Origin of the sequence: Marinomonas piezotolerans (genome assembly GCF_003362755.1) — a bacterium.
In the GTDB taxonomy this organism is placed as follows: Bacteria; Pseudomonadota; Gammaproteobacteria; order Pseudomonadales; family Marinomonadaceae; genus Marinomonas; species Marinomonas piezotolerans.
This window is the reverse complement of the sequence record NZ_QKRA01000004.1, coordinates 85,957-105,316: the sequence shown is the minus strand read 5'-3', so window position 1 is coordinate 105,316 and position 19,360 is coordinate 85,957. Positions and strand designations below refer to the sequence as shown.

Below are 19,360 nucleotides of genomic sequence, written 5' to 3'. Positions count from 1 at the left end.
ACCACAACAATACCGAGATGGCCATCCTTGTGTAGGAAATATCATGCAAACGGCCACAGTAGAATAACTCTAACGGCCTTTTGACTCTGACTTTGCCTGATGATCTATGAATTCAAGCCGTGTATGACTGAGTCGATCATGCCATGCCAACCCGTCACGATCGATAAGTACCCAAATAAACCCTAAGCCGACGCACGCCCAAGATATCAATGACAACAGAAAGCGAGCTGAGGCTTGACGAAACGTCAATGCAGTTCCGTACTTATTCACAATCCGAAATTTCCAAACTTGCATCCCCAACGTTTGCCCTGGATGACACCAAAACTTCGCAAAGAAGCCCCATGCAATCAACAACAAAGGCCAAAATAGCAATCGACCATCTACCGCTTCACCGTCGTTGCTCATCACGGCGATCCAACCCACCAAAAAATACAACGCCAGTAGCAAGAGAAGATCATAGAAAGCAGCGGCCAAGCGGCGCCATAAAGAAATGCGTTTAAGTTGCACAGTCATTGTCATCCTTAGACCCGAAAATCGGGTATAATGTCAGCCATTTTAACGAACTTCAAAGCATGACTCCGGAAACTTGTAGATAATGAGACCAAAATCAATAACTCGCTGGCAATGGGCCAAGATCAGCATGCTGTTTGGCTTACTGTATACGTTAGCAGCTTACCTCATCAGCACCCCTTATCTCAGCTTCATTCATGCCCCCAGCTGGCTCGGTAAGAGCTATTTGACCCTAGCCTACATCGGTCAGATTGGATTACTAGGTTTGCTAGGCACACTACTCTCGACACTGATCACGCCGATCATCAAGCAACGTCATCTTAATTATACAATCCTATGGCTTATCGGTAGCGCCACATTGGTTCTTCTTTATACCGACACTCGTGTATACGAACTATACCGTTTTCATTTAGGTGGCTTCGTTTGGAGCCTTGTCTTTGGCGAGGGCGCCAGTCAGGTAATTAAAGTGTCTTGGTACACAATAGCAGTCAGTGTATTTATGGTGGCTTTATTTGCCGCATATGCTGCCTTCTCCATTTGGCTCAGTGTTCGTCTAACGCTGAATAATCGTTTCAAAGGCTCACGTTGGCTCTATTCACTCGCTGTTGTAGTGAGCTTTTTAAGCGCCAATGTCTTACATGTTTGGTATGACGCGCATGGAAACGCTGAGATCCGCGGCATGACACGACACTTACCTTTGTACCAACCAGCGACAGCAGTAGAATTCATGTCCAAACAAGGCTGGATTGACCCCCACACAGTCAGTAAACGCCCTTCTCTTCACAATGTCGCGGGGAGCGAGCTCAACTATCCAACCGAAGGATTTGAGGTCCACAGCAACAACAAACCGAACATTCTATTTGTCACTGCCGACGCCTGGCGCGGGGATACCTTTGATGCGCAAACAACCCCCTTCACTTATTCACTAATTAATCAGCCAGATGCTCAGTATTTCACCGATCACCAAAGCGGTGGCAATGTCACGAAAGGCGGTATTTTTAGCCTCTTTTATGCTCTCCCCCCCACGTACTGGGATGCTTTTACGGCTGCTCAACGTCCACCCGTGTTTTTTAGCACATTATTAGATGCAGGCTATCAAACAGGGATTTTTGGTTCCGGACCACTAATCAATCCAAGCTTTCACCGCAACGCCTTCAGTAACATTCCCAATTTAAAAACCAAAACAGAGGGTGATACGCCTTATCAGCGAGATGAAAAAATGGTCAGTAACCTCACTAAATTCCTACATAAAGAGACCGACCCTTTCGTCAGCTTCGTGTTTTTTGATGCGGCCCATGGCTACGCTCCACCGCCCGATTTTGAGCCGAAATTTCAGCCATACTGGGACCGAGTGGACCATGTCGAGCTGGGGCCAGACTTCGACCCATTACCCTATAAAAACCGCTACCGCACAGCGCTACGTTTTATAGATGAGCAAATCAAAACCATTTATGAAACACTTGAAGAAACTGGGAAATTAGACAATACGATCGTGATCTTTACGTCTGATCACGGTGAAGAATTTAACGAGACAAAAATGAACTACTGGGGGCATGGCAGCAACTTCACCCAAAACCAAACTCACGTGCCTTTACTCATTCTATGGCCAGGAAAAGCCGCCCAACAATTTGATTACCGTACTAGTCATTATGACATTGTGCCGACGTTGCTACAGGAAGCATTAGGGGTCGATGTGCCAATGCGCGAATACAGCAGTGGTCGCTCCCTGTTTGACAGCACTCCAAGGGAATGGCTTCTGGTGCACAGCTACTTTAACTACGGTGTACTAATGGAAGATCGGATTATTACAACTTTCCCTACAGGGCAATTTGAGATAACAGATCTAGACCTTCAACCGACCGACAAAGAAATGCCAGCAAAGGTTACATTAGAAGTATTACAAGAGATCGGCCGCTTCTACCAATAGAAGCGGTGCGCTCCCCTGTCAATAACCCGCTATAAAATCCGCAATTCGGTCAATAGCCATCTCTAATCGATGGCTATCACAGGTGTAAGCGAAGCGTACATACTTATGGGCATCGCGAGCCCCAAAATCTGCTCCTGGTGTCACTGCAACGTGCTTTTCTTCCAGCAACCTAAGACTCCACGCCATGGCATCTTCGGTGATCCCAGAAACATCCACATAGATATAGAACGCACCTTGCGGTGCGGACGCAATGGGAAGCCCTATACGCTTTAATCCCTTAATTAAGGTTTTTCGCCGCGTTGCGAGCTCCAGACGACGCACCTCACACTCAGCCAATACATCTGACTCAAACGCTCGAATAGCAGCGTGCTGCGAAATAGCTGGCGCAGAAATAAACAAATTCTGGGCCAATTTTGTCGCTCCATCAATTGCCCACTCCGGTACCACTATCCAACCTAATCGCCACCCAGTCATAGCAAAGTACTTAGAGAAGCTATTGATCACAAAAATATCATCACTTACCGACAAGGCAGTAAAGTCCTCTCCCTCAAAAACAAGCCCTTGGTAAATTTCATCGACCAACACATGCCCCTCATGACGTCGAACGGACTGCCATATTTGCGACACATACTCTTGGCTTAGAACAGATCCCGTAGGATTTGCAGGGGAGGCTAACCAAACTCCCGCAGTATGCTCGTCCCATTCCTGATCGAGCGCTTCCAACGGTATCTCAAAATTATTACTCGCGTCACAGTTGAGCATTCGTGCCCGCGCCCCAACTTGAGCCAAAAAGTGGCGATTGCACGGATAACAAGGGTCTGGCATGAGGACCTCTTGACCTTCGTTAACCATCAAAGAGCTCAGTAACAACAGTGCTCCCGACGCGCCCGGGGTCACAACAATTCGCTCAGGCGCAACCTGAACGTGATAGCGACTTTGATAGAATTTGCTGATGGCTTGACGTAGCTCTGGAAGCCCCGTCGCAGCGGTATAGCCCGTTTTACCTTGCGCGATCGCCTCCGCTCCAGCCTGATTAACCGCTTCGGGCGCAATAAAATCCGGTTCACCCACTTCAAGGTGGATGACATCTTCACCCAAAGCCTGTAAATGCTTTGCTCGCGCCATGATTGCCATCACTTGAAACGGAGCTATATTCGCCACTCGATTTGCTAATTTTTGCATGATAACTCGTGAATTTCTGAGAACTAGTAAAAAGGAATACGCTAATCAGGTAAAAATATGTGGTTCTGAGGCACATTATCTGATAACTTTCCGCCCGAAAAATTTAAACCACGTTAACTTAATGTAAACAGGTTACCACACGGAACACCTGGGAAGTGAGGCAACGCTATGCCAAATACGAATCCTGAATCATTGATGAAAGACTTTACTCCTTACGTTGCAGCGGAAGGGGAAGAGTACATGAACGAAAAACAGTTGGCGCACTTTAAAAACATCCTTCTCAACTGGAAGCAAAACCTAATGGAAGAGGTTGATCGCACAGTTCACCACTTGAAAGAAGAAGCGGTAAACTACGCCGATCCAAATGATCGTGCCAGCCAAGAAGAAGAATTTAGTCTAGAGCTTCGTGCTCGTGATCGTGAACGTAAACTGGTTAAAAAAATCAACCAAACCATCGAACGCATCAACGAAGACGACTATGGTTTCTGTGATGAATGCGGTATTGAAATCGGTATTCGCCGTTTAGAAGCGAGACCAACCGCTTCAATGTGTATTGATTGCAAAACGCTAGCAGAGATCAAAGAGAAACAAATCGGCAACTAATATGTGTCACATGTACCGGGGCCGGTTTGCACCGTCGCCAACAGGCCCGTTACATTTTGGCTCCCTTCTTAGTGCCGTTGCCAGTTACCTAGATGCCAGATCCCAAGCTGGTACATGGCTTATTCGCCTTGAAGACGTAGACGGAACTCGTTGCTCTTCCCATTTCTCACAAACCATTATTGAGACACTCAACAGTTACCAACTCATCTCAGACGAAGAGATACTGTATCAGTCAGACCGACACGAACTGTATCAAAACCACTTAGAGCACCTCTTTGATCTTGGTCTAGTATATCCCTGCAATTGCACTCGAGCCGACTTAAAGCGCACGGGCGGCCTACATCCCGACTGTTGTAATGGGCACACGAACACCCCTCACTCATGGCGGGCAAAATGCGAACAAGGCTGCTACACCTATGAAGATCCTATCCAAGGCACGCAGCACTTTGACTTGTCCGAGCTCCGCAATCACCCCGTATTAAAACGCAAAGACAATTACTTCTCGTACCAACTCGCCGTTGTCGTTGATGATCACTTACAAAACATCACTGATATTGTTCGTGGTGCCGACTTATTAGAGACGACTGGTCAGCAACTTTGGCTATACGATCAATTCACATGGCAAGCTCCCAAACTCTGCCATATTCCTCTCATCGTCAACGCGCAAGGCGATAAAATCAGCAAGCAAAACCACGCGAAAGCGATTGATGATGGCTGCACCGATACGCTTCGGCGCGTCCTCCATTACTTAGGTTTCAGTAACATCCCCGCAATGCGATCAATCGACACACTGCTCAAGTGGGCAACCGAGAATTGGAATAGAAACCTACCTGCACACCACAACCTTGCTCTTAACTCCCAAGATCTACATTTCATTCAATAACCCTTATTGCCCTCTCACCGGACTTGATGTGTATAATCGTTACACCAAGTTACAAGAGGTGACACGATGTACCACGTAATGCTGATCTGCGAGGATAACTCTCCGCTTAAAGATGTCGATCGCTGGCTGAGCCGAAACGGGTTCCATGTAAATGTCAGCAAAAGTTTGGAGCAAGCGAATAAATACTATGAGCTGGAGGATTTTGAAATCCTACTGATTGATGCCGCACAGACCTCCAGAGACACCCTAAATAGCATTCAGCAGCGTCCGTATATTATTTTTGATCGCCGCCCAAGCCTAAACGCTGCCATTGACTATATGGCTGGTGGTGCCGACTATTTCATTCCGCTGCCAACAGACTCAGACACAGTCCTAGCACACGTTATAGACGTGCTGGAAAAGCAAAAAAACAAATCAACATCCCCTAATGAGCAGCAAACAAGTGGACACGTCGAACCCTCCATACGTTTATTTGATCAGCTCGATACCGCTGACAGCGTCCCACTACTAGGGACACCCGAGAGTGGCATCATCGGCAGCAGTGAAGCGATGCGAGTATTATTTGATGAACTCAATAAGGTTGCGCGTACTGACGCTACCGTCCTTATTCATGGTGAGTCGGGGACTGGTAAGGAACTTGTTGCGAAGTCCATACATAACCTCTCTAAACGCGCAGAACAGCCGCTCATTAGCGTAAACTGCGCAGCAATCCCTGAAAACCTGATCGAATCAGAGCTCTTTGGTCACGAAAAAGGCGCCTTTACGGGTGCTGTGTCCGCGAGAGATGGTCTAATCGTCGCTGCAGACAATGGCACACTGTTCCTCGATGAAATTGGTGAGCTACCACTGGAAGCACAGGCGCGCCTGCTGCGGGTCTTACAAGAAGGTGAGATACGCCGTGTCGGGGCAGTTTCATCCACTAAAGTCAACATACGCCTTGTCACGGCAACTCATAGAAACCTGCTTCAGATGGTCAAAAACGGCATGTTTCGAGAAGACTTATACTATCGATTATATGTCATGGAGCTCTCTGTACCCGCCTTGAGAGATCGTGAACATGATATTTCGGAGATCGCCAGAATCCTGCTCAAGAAAGCTTGCACCAAGCACGACAAGCCGCTTCCCCAGTACACTAAGGCATTTGATAAAGCAATTCTAAGCCATACATGGCCCGGGAATGTTCGAGAATTAGAAAATGCGATCGAAAGGGCCGTCATTTTAAGCCCCGACGGCAAACTCGAAGCCAGCAATTTAAAGCTCAAAACAAAGGAAGGCTTGCCTGATAAGCCATCAAGACAACCCTCCCCCTCTCATCCACAACAAACAAATGATCAATTTGTAATAGAAGGCACAACACTGGACGATTACCTCAAGCATTTTGTGTTAACGCACCAACATAAAATGACCGAAACACAACTCGCACAGTCGCTGGGCATATCCAGAAAAAGCCTATGGGAACGACGCCAGAAACTCGGCATCCCCAAAAAAGTAACAGAATAAAAGTAACACTTGTTACCAATATACACACCAAGATACATCTAAATTGTAAAAAAAGTGCACAACAATCAATAAAAATCCTTATTTTTCAGCATATTGAAAAATTTGGCACAACAAATGCCTTATATATGACACAACGATAACAAGATTGACCATAATAAAAATAAGTTGATCATTGTACGTTCCTGAAAATAAAAATAAGATCAAGGAACACCGTAGCCTCTTCAAATAAAAATAAAAACTTGAGGCTATGGATGGAAAAATCGCTTTGGATAATTGATTTTTTTAGGTATGCAAGCCGTAAGGCGATGAAAACATTGCAATAATAAAAATAAAACCTGAGTAGAACTGCAGAAGCAGCACCCACTTTGTTTTCGGAACTCGTATCTTCATGTATCCAAAGCGATTATTTTATTTTCGCTTTATCTCTTTGTCACGCCTTGTCATTTTCTCCTTCTTAATTTGATCTTTCTTTAACACTCTTCTTTCTCGTGTAACTTCTACTCAGCCCGTGTAGAATAGCCAGATTCATTAATTATTAAAATTCAGTCATATAATGCTTGCAGGTTTTAAATCTTTGGTTCGTAAAGCGACGTCTCTATTCGGCTCAGAAGAGCTCTCACAATATCCCCTTGAGATAGCGCGAGACAATCACTCTTTCTCGAGAAAACATGTCAGCCCTAATGCGTTAAAGGTATTGTATCGCCTAAGTGATGCAGGGTTTGACGCCTTTCTTGTCGGCGGTTGTATCCGAGATAATTTGATCGGCATCGAACCAAAAGATTTTGATGTCGTGACAAATGCCACGCCTGAGGATGTGCATGCGCTGTTCTCTAACTCCCGTCTTATTGGTCGTCGATTTAAGCTTGTTCATGTCACTTTTGGTCGCGAAATCATCGAAGTATCTACCTTCAGAGCGAATACAAACAACCAAGAAAAACCGCCTGTACACGATGGAAGGAAATCTCTTAAAGATAAAGATACCGCTCGTTCTTCACATGGCATTATTCTTCGAGACAATGTATACGGCACCATAGATGAAGACGCTGAGCGCCGCGACTTCACCTTTAACGCCCTGTATTACAACATCAAAGACTTTTCCATCCATGATTACTGTGGTGGCTTAGAAGACATTGAGAAGCGTCAAATCAGAATTATTGGTGACGCTCGTCAGCGCTATAAAGAAGATCCTGTACGGATGCTGCGCGCCATTCGTTTCGCAGGCAAGCTTGGTTTCGATATTGAAGCTAACACAGCAGCCCCTATCAAAGAGATGGCGCCGCTTTTAGATCACATTCCACCTGCACGCTTGTTTGAAGAAGTCATCAAGCTATTAGGCAGCGGCAATGGTGAAGTAACCTTCAGATTGCTACGTGAATACGGCTTATTTAAGTATCTATTTCCAGACACAGATGCACTACTGCAAAGTGGTTGGCAGCGAGAAGATATTTCACCTGAAGCGTTCATTTTGCAAGGCCTAAAAAATACCGACCAGCGAATCCAAGGCGGCCAAAGCACAGCCCCCTATTTTTTATATGCGATTTTACTCTGGCCAAGTGTTGCGCTGCGACATGAAGAATTTGAAAAACAAGGACTCCCAGTCTTACCGGCACTGCATCAAGCTGCCTCTATGGTACTCGACAACCAAGTTGCATCCACCGCAATCCCTCGACGATTCTCAACACCAATGCGCGAGATTTGGGATTTGCAATTCCGTTTGCCGAAACGCTACGGTAAGCGGGCTTTTACATTGCTTCAACATCCGCGATTTCGTGCGGCCTTTGATTTCTTATTGATCCGAGAGCAAAGTGGTACAGAATTAGGCGGGCTGGGACAATGGTGGACTGAATTCCAAAAGTCCCCCGAAAATCAGCAACGAGATCTTATTCGTTCAGCGGACCCTCGAAGCAACACAGCGGCTACGGAAGACTCAAAACCCAAAAAACGTCGCCCTCGCCGTCGTAAAAGCAACGCAAAACGCGAACAGGAATAACGAATTTAAGGCAACACATGAATCAGGTTTATATTGGTTTAGGCAGTAACCTTGAAAACCCAGTGGCGCAACTCAGAAGCGCCATCGATTTCTTATCAAGTCATGCCGAAATTAAACATTTCAGGGTGTCTGAGCTATACGGAAGCAAACCAGTCGGCCCTCAAGATCAACCGGATTATGTCAACGCCGTTGCCACGTTCCACACACCGTTGGATGGCATCGCCACTCTAGATTTATTACAAAGCATAGAACAATCCCATCGTCGTGTACGCGAACGACATTGGGGTCCTCGCACACTTGATTTAGACATTCTTTTATTTAATCAAGAGACCATCACGTTACCCAGACTGACGGTTCCTCATCCCTATATGCTAGAACGCGGGTTCGTGATCCGTCCTTTGCTTGATCTAGCGCCTGAGCTGCTCCTCCACAACGACAAAACCGTTAGAGAGCATATTAGCCACCTTGATATCAGTGACCTGATATCAATCAAAGAAGAATAAGCCATGTACTCAGATACGACCGTAAACAAGCCAACTCGTCCTATCACCTTATCCAAGTTACAACAAATGAAACGTAACGGTGAAAAGTTTACTTGCTTAACATGCTATGACGCTACCTTCACCCATGCCATGAATAATGCTGGCGTTGAAACTATTTTAGTTGGCGATTCACTTGGCATGGTCGTTCAAGGGCAGGACAGTACACTACCCGTCTCGATTGATGACATGTGCTATCACACAGCAGCGGTCAAACGCGGCAATTCGCATGCCTTTATCATGACCGACATGCCCTTTATGAGTTACAGCACTCCGACTCAAGCACTCGACAATGCGGCTAAACTCATGCAGGCAGGTGCGAATATGGTGAAACTAGAGGGAGGCAGCTGGCTAAGCGATACCATACGCTTACTCTCTGAACGAGGCATTCCGGTCTGCGCGCATTTAGGACTGACGCCTCAGGCTGTACATAAACTTGGTGGTTATAAAGTACAAGGAAAAGACAAAGCAGCAGCAGACCTTATCCTAAAAGAGTCGTTAGAATTAGTCAGTGCCGGTGCCGACATCCTTTTATATGAATGCATTCCCAGTGAACTGGGTAAAAGTTTAACAGAGACGGTTCCCGTCCCAGTCATCGGTATTGGCGCAGGCGCAGATACCGACGCACAAGTACTTGTGATGCACGATATGCTGGGCATAAACATCGGGCGGCCAGCAAAATTTGTTAAAAACTTCTTAACTAATGGGCGCACCATCGAAGACGCTTTCACCGCATACGTGACTGAAGTAAAAAATGGTACATTCCCAGCAGCAGAGCATACATTCGACGCATGAAAACATTCCACACCATTGCTGAGCTTCGCGCCGCACTCAAACATGACCGCTTACAAGACAAGCGTATAGCATTTGTTCCAACCATGGGAAACCTTCATGATGGTCATATGGAACTAGTCCGTAGAGCTCGTCAAGAAGGCGATATCGTCGTAGCGTCTATTTTTGTTAACCCCATGCAGTTCTCAGCCAATGAAGACTTAGAACGCTATCCACGTACCTTGAGCGAAGATCAGGCTCTACTTGAACACAATACCTGTGACTACCTGTTCGCCCCATCTGCATTAGAGATGTACCCAGACGGCAAACGCAGTCAAACTCAAATAGAAGTGACAGGTTTATCGGACATCCTATGTGGCGCGTCTCGTCCAGGGCACTTTGTCGGTGTTGCAACGGTCGTCACCAAACTATTTAACATTGTCATGCCCGATTGTGCGATTTTTGGTAACAAAGATTATCAACAATTAAAAGTCATCGAAGACATGGCTCGAGACCTGAGTTCCAATGTTGAAATTATTGGCGTTAACATTGCAAGATCCGAATCAGGTTTAGCATTGAGTTCTCGTAATGGGTACTTGAGCGAGCAAGAACGCGCTCAGGCCCCCATGATTTATCAAACCCTTATTTGGGCAAAACAACAGCTCTTAGAAGGTCGCGCCAGTTACAGCGATATCTGTGAACAAGCTCAACAGAAGCTTGAAGCAGAAGGATTTAAACGTGACTACTTTGAAATTCGCGCGCAACATAACTTATTACCACCGTCAGAGAAAGAGACGCAGCTAGTGATCCTAGTTGCAGCCTATCTAGGCAAAGCTCGATTGATTGATAACGTCACGGTCGAGCTATCGTAACTCTTATACTCAACTTAGGGAGATTGTCATGAGTTCACCAACGCAATTACCTGCTTGGAAAGCACTCGCTCAGCATCAACAAGAAATGTCTAACACCAAAATGACAGACTTGTTTGCCAATGATCAAAATCGGGCTGAGTCGTTCAAAGCAAGTGCTGCTGGATGGTCCTTGGATTACTCAAAAAACCGAGCTACCAACGACACCATGAATCTACTGTTACAGCTCGTTGAACAAGCAGGCATGTCAGATGCTATTCAAGGCATGTTCAACGGCGATCACATTAACAATACCGAGGATCGTTCGGTACTCCATGTCGCATTGCGTGCCAGCAAAGCGCAAGACAGCCTAATGGTTGATGGTGTTAATGTACTGGATGAAGTGCGCAGCACCATAAGCCAAATGGAAACATTCGTTGAACAATTGCATTCTGGTGCATGGAAAGGCTACACGAATAAAAACATTACAGATGTCGTATCCATCGGTATCGGCGGCTCTTATCTTGGCCCAAAAGTGGTGACAGAAGCGCTCACTCCTTACAAGCAAAATGCTATTAAGGTTCACTTTGTCGCTAACATTGATGGCTCGGACATTACCGAAAAGCTAAAGCTACTTAATGCTGAGACCACCGTATTTATCGTCTCATCCAAATCTTTCGGTACCCTTGAGACTCTGTATAACGCCAATGCTGCTCGGGCTTGGTGTATTGAGCAAGGGGTGCCCGATGCAGACATTAAAAAGCACTTTGCTGCCGTAAGCTCAAACGTCGAGAAAGCCGTAGCGTTTGGCATGGCTGAAGAGAATATCTTCCCTATGTGGGACTGGGTCGGTGGCCGCTACTCACTGTGGTCCGCAATTGGTCTCCCGATCGCTGTTGCCGTCGGCATGGACAACTTTTACGAGCTACTTGATGGTGCACACGCAATGGATGAGCACTTCCGCACAGCGCCATTCAACGAAAACCTTCCGGTTATCATGGGCGCGCTCGGCGTTTGGTACAGCAACTTTCACAATGCTCAAAGTCACGCACTGATCCCATACGACCATTACCTCCGTGCCATGCCCGCTCATATTCAGCAGCTAGACATGGAAAGTAACGGTAAAACAAATCTATTGGATGGCTCAGGCGTTGAGACGGATACTGGCCCCATCATTTGGGGAGGAGCTGGCACCAATGGACAGCACGCTTACCACCAGTTACTGCATCAAGGCACTCGTCTGGTTCCAGTTGATTTTATTGCGCCGCTTAAGACTCATAATCCGGTAGCCGATCATCATGCTCAGCTATTTGCTAACTGCGTTAGCCAAGCACAAGCCCTAATGGTGGGAAAAAGCCTGGAGCAAGCCAAAGAAGAGCTAAGATCTGCGGGTGCAAATGAGACTGATGTGGAAGCTATTGCACCGCACAAAGTCATCCAAGGCAATCGACCAAGCAATACATTGCTAACAGAGCAATTGACGCCTTTCACTACCGGATCGCTAATCGCTCTTTACGAGCACCGTACCTTTGTTCAGGGCACTATTTGGGGCATCAACTCATTTGACCAATGGGGCGTTGAACTGGGCAAAGTTCTGGGTACAGATATTTACCACCGCTTGGTTAGCGATACTGATAACCGCTCTTTAGATGCATCCACTCAAGCTCTGATCAGCGCATTTAAAAACGCTCAAGCTTAACGCTCTGAGTACCATCGACCGCTAAAAAAACACCAGTCTAGGCTGGTGTTTTTTTATACGGCATCTGTCGGACCAAAACCCGACTTGCCGCGTGTTTAGATTAGCTAGATGTGGATCATGATGGATCACGATACATAGCTTACAAATCAAAATTCGTCGGCATCACAACAACATCGCGGATGGTCATTCCACGAGGACGTGTCAGCATAAAAAGAAGTATTTCCGCGATCTCTTCCGCTTCGACCAAACTCCCAGACGCTTTTGCCTCCGCTAATTTATCTTCTGGCCAGTCAGACAGTAGCGAGGTTACGACAGGCCCAGGTGAAACAGATCCGATACGCAAGCCATCTTTAAAGATTTGCCGGCGTGTCGTTTGCACAAAACAATCAATTGCCCATTTTGACGACGCATAAACAGGCTCCCAAGGCGTTGGAAAGTGCGCAGCCAGAGAGCTGGTAACTAAGATATCTCCGGTTTTTCGAGGCGCCATATACCTGACGACATCACGAACGTTTTTCATCACCACATTCACGTTAAGCTGCAACATACGATCAATTGCATCAGGGTCCGCATCCACCAAATCTCCCCCTACGTATAAGCCAGCATTAGCATGAAAAATATCCAAAGTCCCGTCTGTCAGTGACAGAATTTGCGGCACAAGATTTTTACATGCTTGAGTATCAAGCAGGTCGACTTCTAATGGTTGAGCCCTATCATATTCAGCACACACACGCGCCAAAGCATCAGCATCACGATCGACCAAAACAACCGTTGCACCTTCGTCTAACATCGCCTTAGCACTTGCCCAACCAATACCCGATGCGGCACCGGTAATGGCTGCAAACTTTCCCTCTAGCTTTCCTGACATAGCGACCTCATTATCGTTCTTTTTAGATAGATATCGTCATTATCCAATGTTAGCCGAGTCAGACACGGTACTATTTTGGCGAAAATCTATGCTTTTCTGCGCTCATGTATTTTGTAGGTCGTAATGTATTGCGACAGGTGCATTGACGTTTTGTAGGTCGTAATTTATTGCGACAGGTGCATTGACGTTTTGTAGGTCGTAATTTATTGCGACAGCTTTATATCGGGCTAAAGCCCGACCTACCTAGGGTTTAGGGGGTGTCGAACGTTGCCCTTAATCTATCGAGCGTCTCGCACAAGGCGGTAATACGCCAATTCATCTGAACCAGACTCACCACCTACCGTTTTTTTCTTAAAACTACCGTCCGAGAAATCGACAACCCATACATCGATATCTTGGAGATCAAAGTAAGAGGTGGGAGTGCTGGTGAACAAAATGGCATCTGAAATGATGTTTTGACTCGCTGAGCCATTTGGGTTGTTAATATCTTTTTCTGGGGGAAAGACCTCTTGATTCAGTGCAGGACGCGAACATTTTTCCTCAACAATCGTTCTCAGTTCTTTTAGGTTTGGCAAACGCCAATCGGTAAATCCTGCAAAACCCGCTCCTGAGTTGAGCGTCGCAACAGATTGCAGCGCGGCCAGATAAGTGGCCTGAGTCCCAGACCCAGTTCGGCAATCCGAACCAGACATACCTTCCATACACATCTTCCACATTAGTCCCGTGGTTTTATCTGTAACGACTTCTGCAGAAGTATCAATGATGAAATTCTCTGTTGGGGTCGTGGCAACGATGGGCGACAAAGAACTGGTATCACAGCTCGCTGATACCCCCCAACTAATACAAGAAAAAGCGGCGAACAGTGTCATTGACTTAATCATATGCTCTCCGTACCAACATCACACCTTTCACAGAATTCTTTGAAACACCTTGTAGCACACCTAGGTTTTGACCACTCGATACTGCATCTTTTAGATAAATCGCCCATGCATAATTGTCGCCGTCATAATAGGTTGAGCCCGTCCAATACTCGTTTGGCAAAGAACTTCCCGATATGGGGAAATAATCCGTATCCAACGCGATATGAGTCCCTCGAGCAAAAGAGCGACCTTGATATACAATACTCAGCAATTCATGTGTCAGAGGTAGTCGCCAGTCACTAAAACCGCACAACGCCGCAGCGTTAACCCGACTGATAAAGGCGGCTGTATTACACAAGGCACTCCCAGCAGTGAACCCAAAGCACGTATCCGAAGCAGAACCAGGAATCGTCGACGCATCTGCGAGTCCTTGATACTTTGAATTTAAGGTGGGATCGTACCAAGTAAATTGATCGTCAGAGTCATGCAACCCGGAACTCACGCCATTACCATGTAGGCCATCTGCTCCTTTTTTAACCTCCCACATCAAACCGGTGACATCGTCTAGTACGCAGTCCCAATCTAAAGAGTCATCTGTCAAAAATTTGCCATCACTGCTAATTTTCGTAAAGCTAAAGCCAGCCACTCCATCATCACTTGCACCCGCTATCGTATCCGCATCACGTCCGTATGCGCAGTCTTGCTGAGTCGGCACTAAATCTCCGGTACTACAACCCGTTTCATGGTTAGACGTACTAATTGCATAGGTTGTGCCTGTATCATTCAGCGCCTTAATGGATGTAAAGGCCGATAGATCACGTCCATTCGCCGTTGGTATAACCGTTTTAACTGGACTCAAAGAGCTGACGCTTGAGGATGAGGCAGCGGCACTGACCGTTGTCGCTGTTTTGGCCACTACTGCGAAGTAATAGGTCGTATCATTGGTCAATGTGCCTGCGGGAATGATGTAGCTATTTTCCGTTATATTATCCGCCAGCAAAGTAATGGTAGATAGGTCCGTACTCTGTGTAATAGCTGACGATTCAGACATATAAATCGCGTACGAAACAGCATTAGGCGTAGTATTCCATTTGAGCAATGCTTGGGTGTCGCCTGCTACGGCAAGTAAAGACACAGGTGAACTCAGCGATGAATCCACCACGAACGAAGAACCTGACCCACCACCCGAGCTGGAACCACCACCTGAGTCAGCACCACTGGGAGAGCCTGTCGTAGATTGCCCTTCCAATGGGTCTTCTGGAACACCGCATCCTGCAAGTGCCAAAGCAAAGAGTGTAGGAACAATCAGTCGTAGCATGACGAGCCGTCTATTTAAAAGTATGAATATAATAGAAGTAATTGTTAACGCTATCGGCCTATTTGACAAATTCTTGACCTATTATCTAAACAAAAAAAACGCCAAGAAGTTCCCCTCTTGGCGTTTTTCAGTTTTCTTTGAAAGCTGAGCTCTTACAAATGCTCTACTTTTTCGATCTCATATACCACTTCACCGGCTGGAATTTTAATGGCAACTTCGTCACCTTCCATTTTCCCGATGATTGCTTTCGCAATGGGTGACGCATAAGAAATTTTCTTTGCTTTCACATCGGATTCATCGTCACCTACAATTTTATAGGTCACGGTTTCTTCTGTGTCGACATTAAATAGCGTCACGGTTGTACCAAAGATCACTTTACCAGTGTGACCAATGCTCTTCACATCGATCACTTGTGCATCAGAAAGCTTGCCTTCAATTTCTTTAATACGACCTTCGCAGAACCCTTGCTCCTCACGAGCGGCATGATACTCTGCGTTTTCTTTCAAGTCGCCGTGCTCACGAGCCTCTGCAATGGATGCAATGACTCGAGGGCGCACAACAGATTTCAGGTGGTTTAGCTCTTCACGTAAACGCGCTTCGCCTTCCACTGTCATAGGTACTTTTTTCATTATTTCCCCGTATGCAAATCTTGTAGTCTTCTGACTTTAATCTCTTCACCTTGGCTGCTAATTGCAAGGCTAGTCGCTTCTGCGCCCGTCAAGGTCGTGGTGTAACACACCTTACCTTGCAATGCAGTACGACGAATAACGGAAGAGTCCGCAATGGCTTGAGTGCCAGAAGTTGTATTAATAATGTAGCTGATATCGCCATTTTTCAACATATCAACAATATGTGGGCGGCCTTCATTTACCTTGTTGACTTTCTTAACTTCAACATCGTGTTCTGCTAGGTATTTAGCTGTACCACCTGTTGCAATCAGTTTAAAGCCTAGGCCAACTAAGCGCTTGGCCACATCAACAGCGCCTGCTTTGTCTTGGTCGCGAACAGAGATAAATGCATTACCAGAGGTTGGCAATACCGTACCACCACCCAACACAGCTTTACCAAAGGCCTCAGCAAAGGTATCGCCAACGCCCATCACTTCCCCTGTAGACTTCATCTCAGGGCCAAGTATTGGGTCAACACCTTGGAACTTGTTGAACGGGAAGACGGCTTCTTTCACGCTGTAGTAGTCAGGAATAATCTCTTCAGTGAAGCCCAACTCAGCCAGTGATTTACCCGCCATGACCAGTGCAGCCACTTGTGCTAAAGAACGACCTATACATTTCGATACGAAAGGTACTGTACGTGACGCACGAGGGTTTACCTCGATCACGTAGATCTCGCCATCTTGCACTGCAAGCTGGGTATTCATCAGACCAATGACACCTAATTCAAGCGCCATATTCTTAATCATAGCACGGATGTCATCTTGAACCTCCGCAGGCAATGAATATGGAGGTAAAGAACACGCGGAATCACCAGAGTGAACGCCCGCTTGCTCAATGTGCTGCATGATGCCGCCAATCACAACTTGCTCACCATCAGAGATACAGTCAATATCGATCTCAATCGCTGAGTTCAAGAAATGATCCAGCAAAACAGGGCTGTCGTTAGACACTTTTACCGCAGACGTCATGTAACGAGTCAATTCTTTCTCGTTGTAAACGATTTCCATGGCACGACCACCTAGTACGTATGAAGGACGTACAACCAGTGGATAGCCGATTTCAGCAGCTTTTACGATGGCTTGCTCAGTCGAACGTACCGTTGCGTTTTTAGGCTGCTTGTAACCTAAACGCTGAATCATGCTTTGGAAACGTTCACGGTCTTCTGCACGGTCGATCGCTTCTGGCGTAGTACCGATAATTGGCACACCTTCGTTTTGCAACGCGCGCGCAATCTTAAGTGGTGTTTGACCACCGAATTGTACGATAACGCCTGTAGGCTTCTCTTTGCGAACGATTTCAAGGACGTCCTCAAGTGTCACCGGCTCAAAATACAGACGATCAGATGTGTCGTAATCCGTTGAAACCGTTTCAGGGTTACAGTTCACCATGATGGTTTCAAACCCGTCTTCACGTAAACCTAGCGCTGCATGCACACAGCAGTAGTCAAACTCGATACCTTGACCGATACGGTTTGGACCGCCACCAAGAATAATGATTTTCTCTTTATCCGTTGGAGCCGCTTCACACTCGTCTTCGTACGTTGAGTACATGTAAGCCGTGTTGGATGCGAATTCTGCCGCACAAGTATCAACACGCTTGTACACAGGATGGACGTTAACTAGGTAACGACGCTCACGTAGAGACTTCTCAGTGACATTAAGCAGTGACGCTAGGCGTGCATCAGAGAAACCTTTGCGCTTTAAGCGACGCATGTAATCGTAATCAAGTTCTGCAAGACCCGTTACTTTCAATGCTTGTTCTTCTTTGATCAAATCTTCGATCTGAACAAGGAACCACGGATCAACACCTGTTACTTCGTAAATTTCTTCAACTGTCATGCCCGCTCGGAACGCATCACCGATGTACCAAATTCGATCTGCCCCCGGCGCTTTCAACTCGCGTTGAAGCAACTCTTTACTCGCTTCATCTTCAAGATCAAGCTGAGGATTAAAGCCATCAGAGCCTGTTTCAAGACCACGCAATGCTTTTTGCATAGACTCTTGGAACGTACGGCCGATTGCCATCACCTCACCCACAGACTTCATCTGCGTTGTCAGACGATCATTTGCGGTTGGGAATTTTTCGAATGTGAAACGAGGGATTTTCGTAACAACGTAGTCGATTGATGGCTCGAAACTCGCTGGTGTTAGGCCACCAGTGATATCGTTTTGTAGTTCATCAAGGGTGTAACCGATCGCCAATTTCGCCGCAATCTTAGCAATTGGGAAACCTGTTGCTTTAGACGCCAGTGCAGAAGAACGCGATACACGAGGGTTCATCTCGATGACAACAAGACGCCCCGTTTTAGGATCCATGCCGAACTGTACGTTCGAACCACCGGTTTCCACACCGATCTCACGCAATACCGCTAACGAAGCGTTACGCATGATTTGGTATTCTTTGTCTGTCAACGTTTGAGCCGGCGCCACTGTGATCGAGTCACCCGTGTGCACACCCATGGCATCAAAGTTTTCGATGGCACAGACGATGATACAGTTGTCGTTTTTGTCACGAACAACTTCCATCTCGTACTCTTTCCAACCGATCAACGATTCGTCGATGAGAAGTTCGTTGGTTGGCGATAGATCCAATCCACGTGTACAGATTTCATCGAACTCTTCCATATTGTACGCAATACCACCACCGGTACCACCCATGGTGAAAGATGGACGAATGATACATGGGAAGCCCACTTCGTTGAGTACACCAAGCGCTTCATCCATATTGTGAGCAATACCAGCACGCGGACATTCAAGACCAATGGCTTTCATTGCTTCATCAAAACGGTGACGATCTTCTGCTTTATCAATCGCATCCGCTGTCGCACCAATCATCTCAACATTGTATTTCTCTAAGACACCGTGACGCTCAAGATCCAGCGCACAGTTCAATGCTGTTTGACCACCCATTGTCGGAAGAACCGCATCAGGACGCTCTTTTTCGATGATTTTCTCAACCGTTTGCCATTCAATAGGCTCGATGTAGGTCGCATCCGCCATAACAGGGTCTGTCATGATGGTCGCAGGGTTCGAGTTCACTAGGATGACTCGAAAACCTTCTTCACGAAGGGCTTTACAGGCTTGTGCACCTGAGTAGTCAAATTCACAGGCCTGACCGATGACAATCGGGCCAGCACCCAAGATTAAGACGCTTTTTATGTCAGTACGTTTTGGCATAGTTTTCTCGTTCTC

16 protein-coding genes are annotated in these 19,360 nt (G+C 46.5%); 9 read left to right on the top strand and 7 right to left on the bottom strand.

The features are described from left to right. Positions 1-69: 69 nt before the first annotated feature. On the bottom strand, positions 70-513 hold the full coding sequence (locus DN730_RS10720; protein ID WP_211313870.1) for an RDD family protein: 444 nt from the start codon (positions 511-513) through the stop codon (positions 70-72). An 82-nt stretch (positions 514-595) separates the two neighbouring features. Here DN730_RS10720 and DN730_RS10715 point away from each other — a divergent pair, with 82 nt between their 5' ends. Further along, positions 596-2,437, top strand: a complete 1,842-nt coding sequence (locus DN730_RS10715; protein WP_115468138.1) for a DUF3413 domain-containing protein — start codon at positions 596-598, stop codon at positions 2,435-2,437. 18 nt (positions 2,438-2,455) lie between these two features. On the opposite strand, the gene DN730_RS10710 is transcribed toward DN730_RS10715, so the two are convergent. Beyond that, complete coding sequence (locus DN730_RS10710) at positions 2,456-3,619, bottom strand: aminotransferase class I/II-fold pyridoxal phosphate-dependent enzyme (RefSeq protein ID WP_115468137.1); 1,164 nt, start codon at positions 3,617-3,619, stop codon at positions 2,456-2,458. A gap of 168 nt (positions 3,620-3,787) precedes the next feature. Between DN730_RS10710 and dksA the strand changes: the two genes are divergently transcribed. The 8 genes from dksA (at position 3,788) to pgi (ending at position 12,452) form a co-directional block, all read left to right on the top strand. After that, positions 3,788-4,222 (top strand): RNA polymerase-binding protein DksA, encoded by a 435-nt coding sequence (dksA, locus tag DN730_RS10705; RefSeq protein ID WP_115468136.1) that lies wholly within the window; start codon positions 3,788-3,790, stop codon positions 4,220-4,222. Between the two features lies 1 nt (position 4,223). Then, entirely contained in the window at positions 4,224-5,105 is an 882-nt protein-coding gene (gene gluQRS, locus DN730_RS10700; protein ID WP_115468135.1) for a tRNA glutamyl-Q(34) synthetase GluQRS, read from the top strand. Positions 5,106-5,171: 66 nt separating this feature from the next. After that, positions 5,172-6,605: a sigma-54 dependent transcriptional regulator gene (locus tag DN730_RS10695; RefSeq protein ID WP_115468134.1), complete on the top strand. Its 1,434-nt coding sequence runs from the start codon at positions 5,172-5,174 to the stop codon at positions 6,603-6,605. Between the two features lie 553 nt (positions 6,606-7,158). Then, positions 7,159-8,595 (top strand): polynucleotide adenylyltransferase PcnB, encoded by a 1,437-nt coding sequence (pcnB, locus tag DN730_RS10690; RefSeq protein ID WP_115468133.1) that lies wholly within the window; start codon positions 7,159-7,161, stop codon positions 8,593-8,595. A 17-nt stretch (positions 8,596-8,612) separates the two neighbouring features. Beyond that, positions 8,613-9,098, top strand: coding sequence for a 2-amino-4-hydroxy-6-hydroxymethyldihydropteridine diphosphokinase (gene folK, locus DN730_RS10685; RefSeq protein ID WP_115468132.1), 486 nt, complete (start codon positions 8,613-8,615; stop codon positions 9,096-9,098). A 3-nt stretch (positions 9,099-9,101) separates the two neighbouring features. After that, positions 9,102-9,929 (top strand): 3-methyl-2-oxobutanoate hydroxymethyltransferase, encoded by an 828-nt coding sequence (panB, locus tag DN730_RS10680; protein WP_115468131.1) that lies wholly within the window; start codon positions 9,102-9,104, stop codon positions 9,927-9,929. Then, the gene (gene panC, locus DN730_RS10675) at positions 9,926-10,777 is read left to right on the top strand and encodes a pantoate--beta-alanine ligase (protein ID WP_115468130.1); all 852 of its coding nucleotides are present in this window, start codon (positions 9,926-9,928) and stop codon (positions 10,775-10,777) included. The genes panB and panC overlap by 4 nt, the downstream gene beginning before the upstream one ends. 28 nt (positions 10,778-10,805) lie before the next feature. Then, a complete protein-coding gene (gene pgi, locus DN730_RS10670; RefSeq protein WP_115468129.1) occupies positions 10,806-12,452 on the top strand; it encodes a glucose-6-phosphate isomerase in 1,647 nt (548 codons plus the stop codon). Positions 12,453-12,591: 139 nt separating this feature from the next. On the opposite strand, the gene DN730_RS10665 is transcribed toward pgi, so the two are convergent. The 5 genes from DN730_RS10665 to carB form a co-directional block, all read right to left on the bottom strand. Continuing rightward, entirely contained in the window at positions 12,592-13,320 is a 729-nt protein-coding gene (locus DN730_RS10665) for an SDR family oxidoreductase (protein ID WP_115468128.1), read from the bottom strand. Between the two features lie 278 nt (positions 13,321-13,598). After that, complete coding sequence (locus tag DN730_RS10660) at positions 13,599-14,201, bottom strand: Lcl C-terminal domain-containing protein (RefSeq protein WP_115468127.1); 603 nt, start codon at positions 14,199-14,201, stop codon at positions 13,599-13,601. Beyond that, complete coding sequence (locus DN730_RS10655; RefSeq protein WP_115468126.1) at positions 14,194-15,498, bottom strand: Lcl C-terminal domain-containing protein; 1,305 nt, start codon at positions 15,496-15,498, stop codon at positions 14,194-14,196. The genes DN730_RS10660 and DN730_RS10655 overlap by 8 nt, the downstream gene beginning before the upstream one ends. Before the next feature lie 152 nt (positions 15,499-15,650). After that, positions 15,651-16,127, bottom strand: a complete 477-nt coding sequence (gene greA, locus DN730_RS10650; protein ID WP_115468125.1) for a transcription elongation factor GreA — start codon at positions 16,125-16,127, stop codon at positions 15,651-15,653. Further along, positions 16,127-19,345 carry a carbamoyl-phosphate synthase large subunit gene (carB, locus tag DN730_RS10645; RefSeq protein ID WP_115468124.1) on the bottom strand — a complete coding sequence of 1,073 codons (3,219 nt, stop codon included), beginning with the start codon at positions 19,343-19,345 and terminating at the stop codon, positions 16,127-16,129. Before carB ends, greA begins: the two co-directional genes overlap by 1 nt. Between the last annotated feature and the right edge of the window lie 15 nt (positions 19,346-19,360).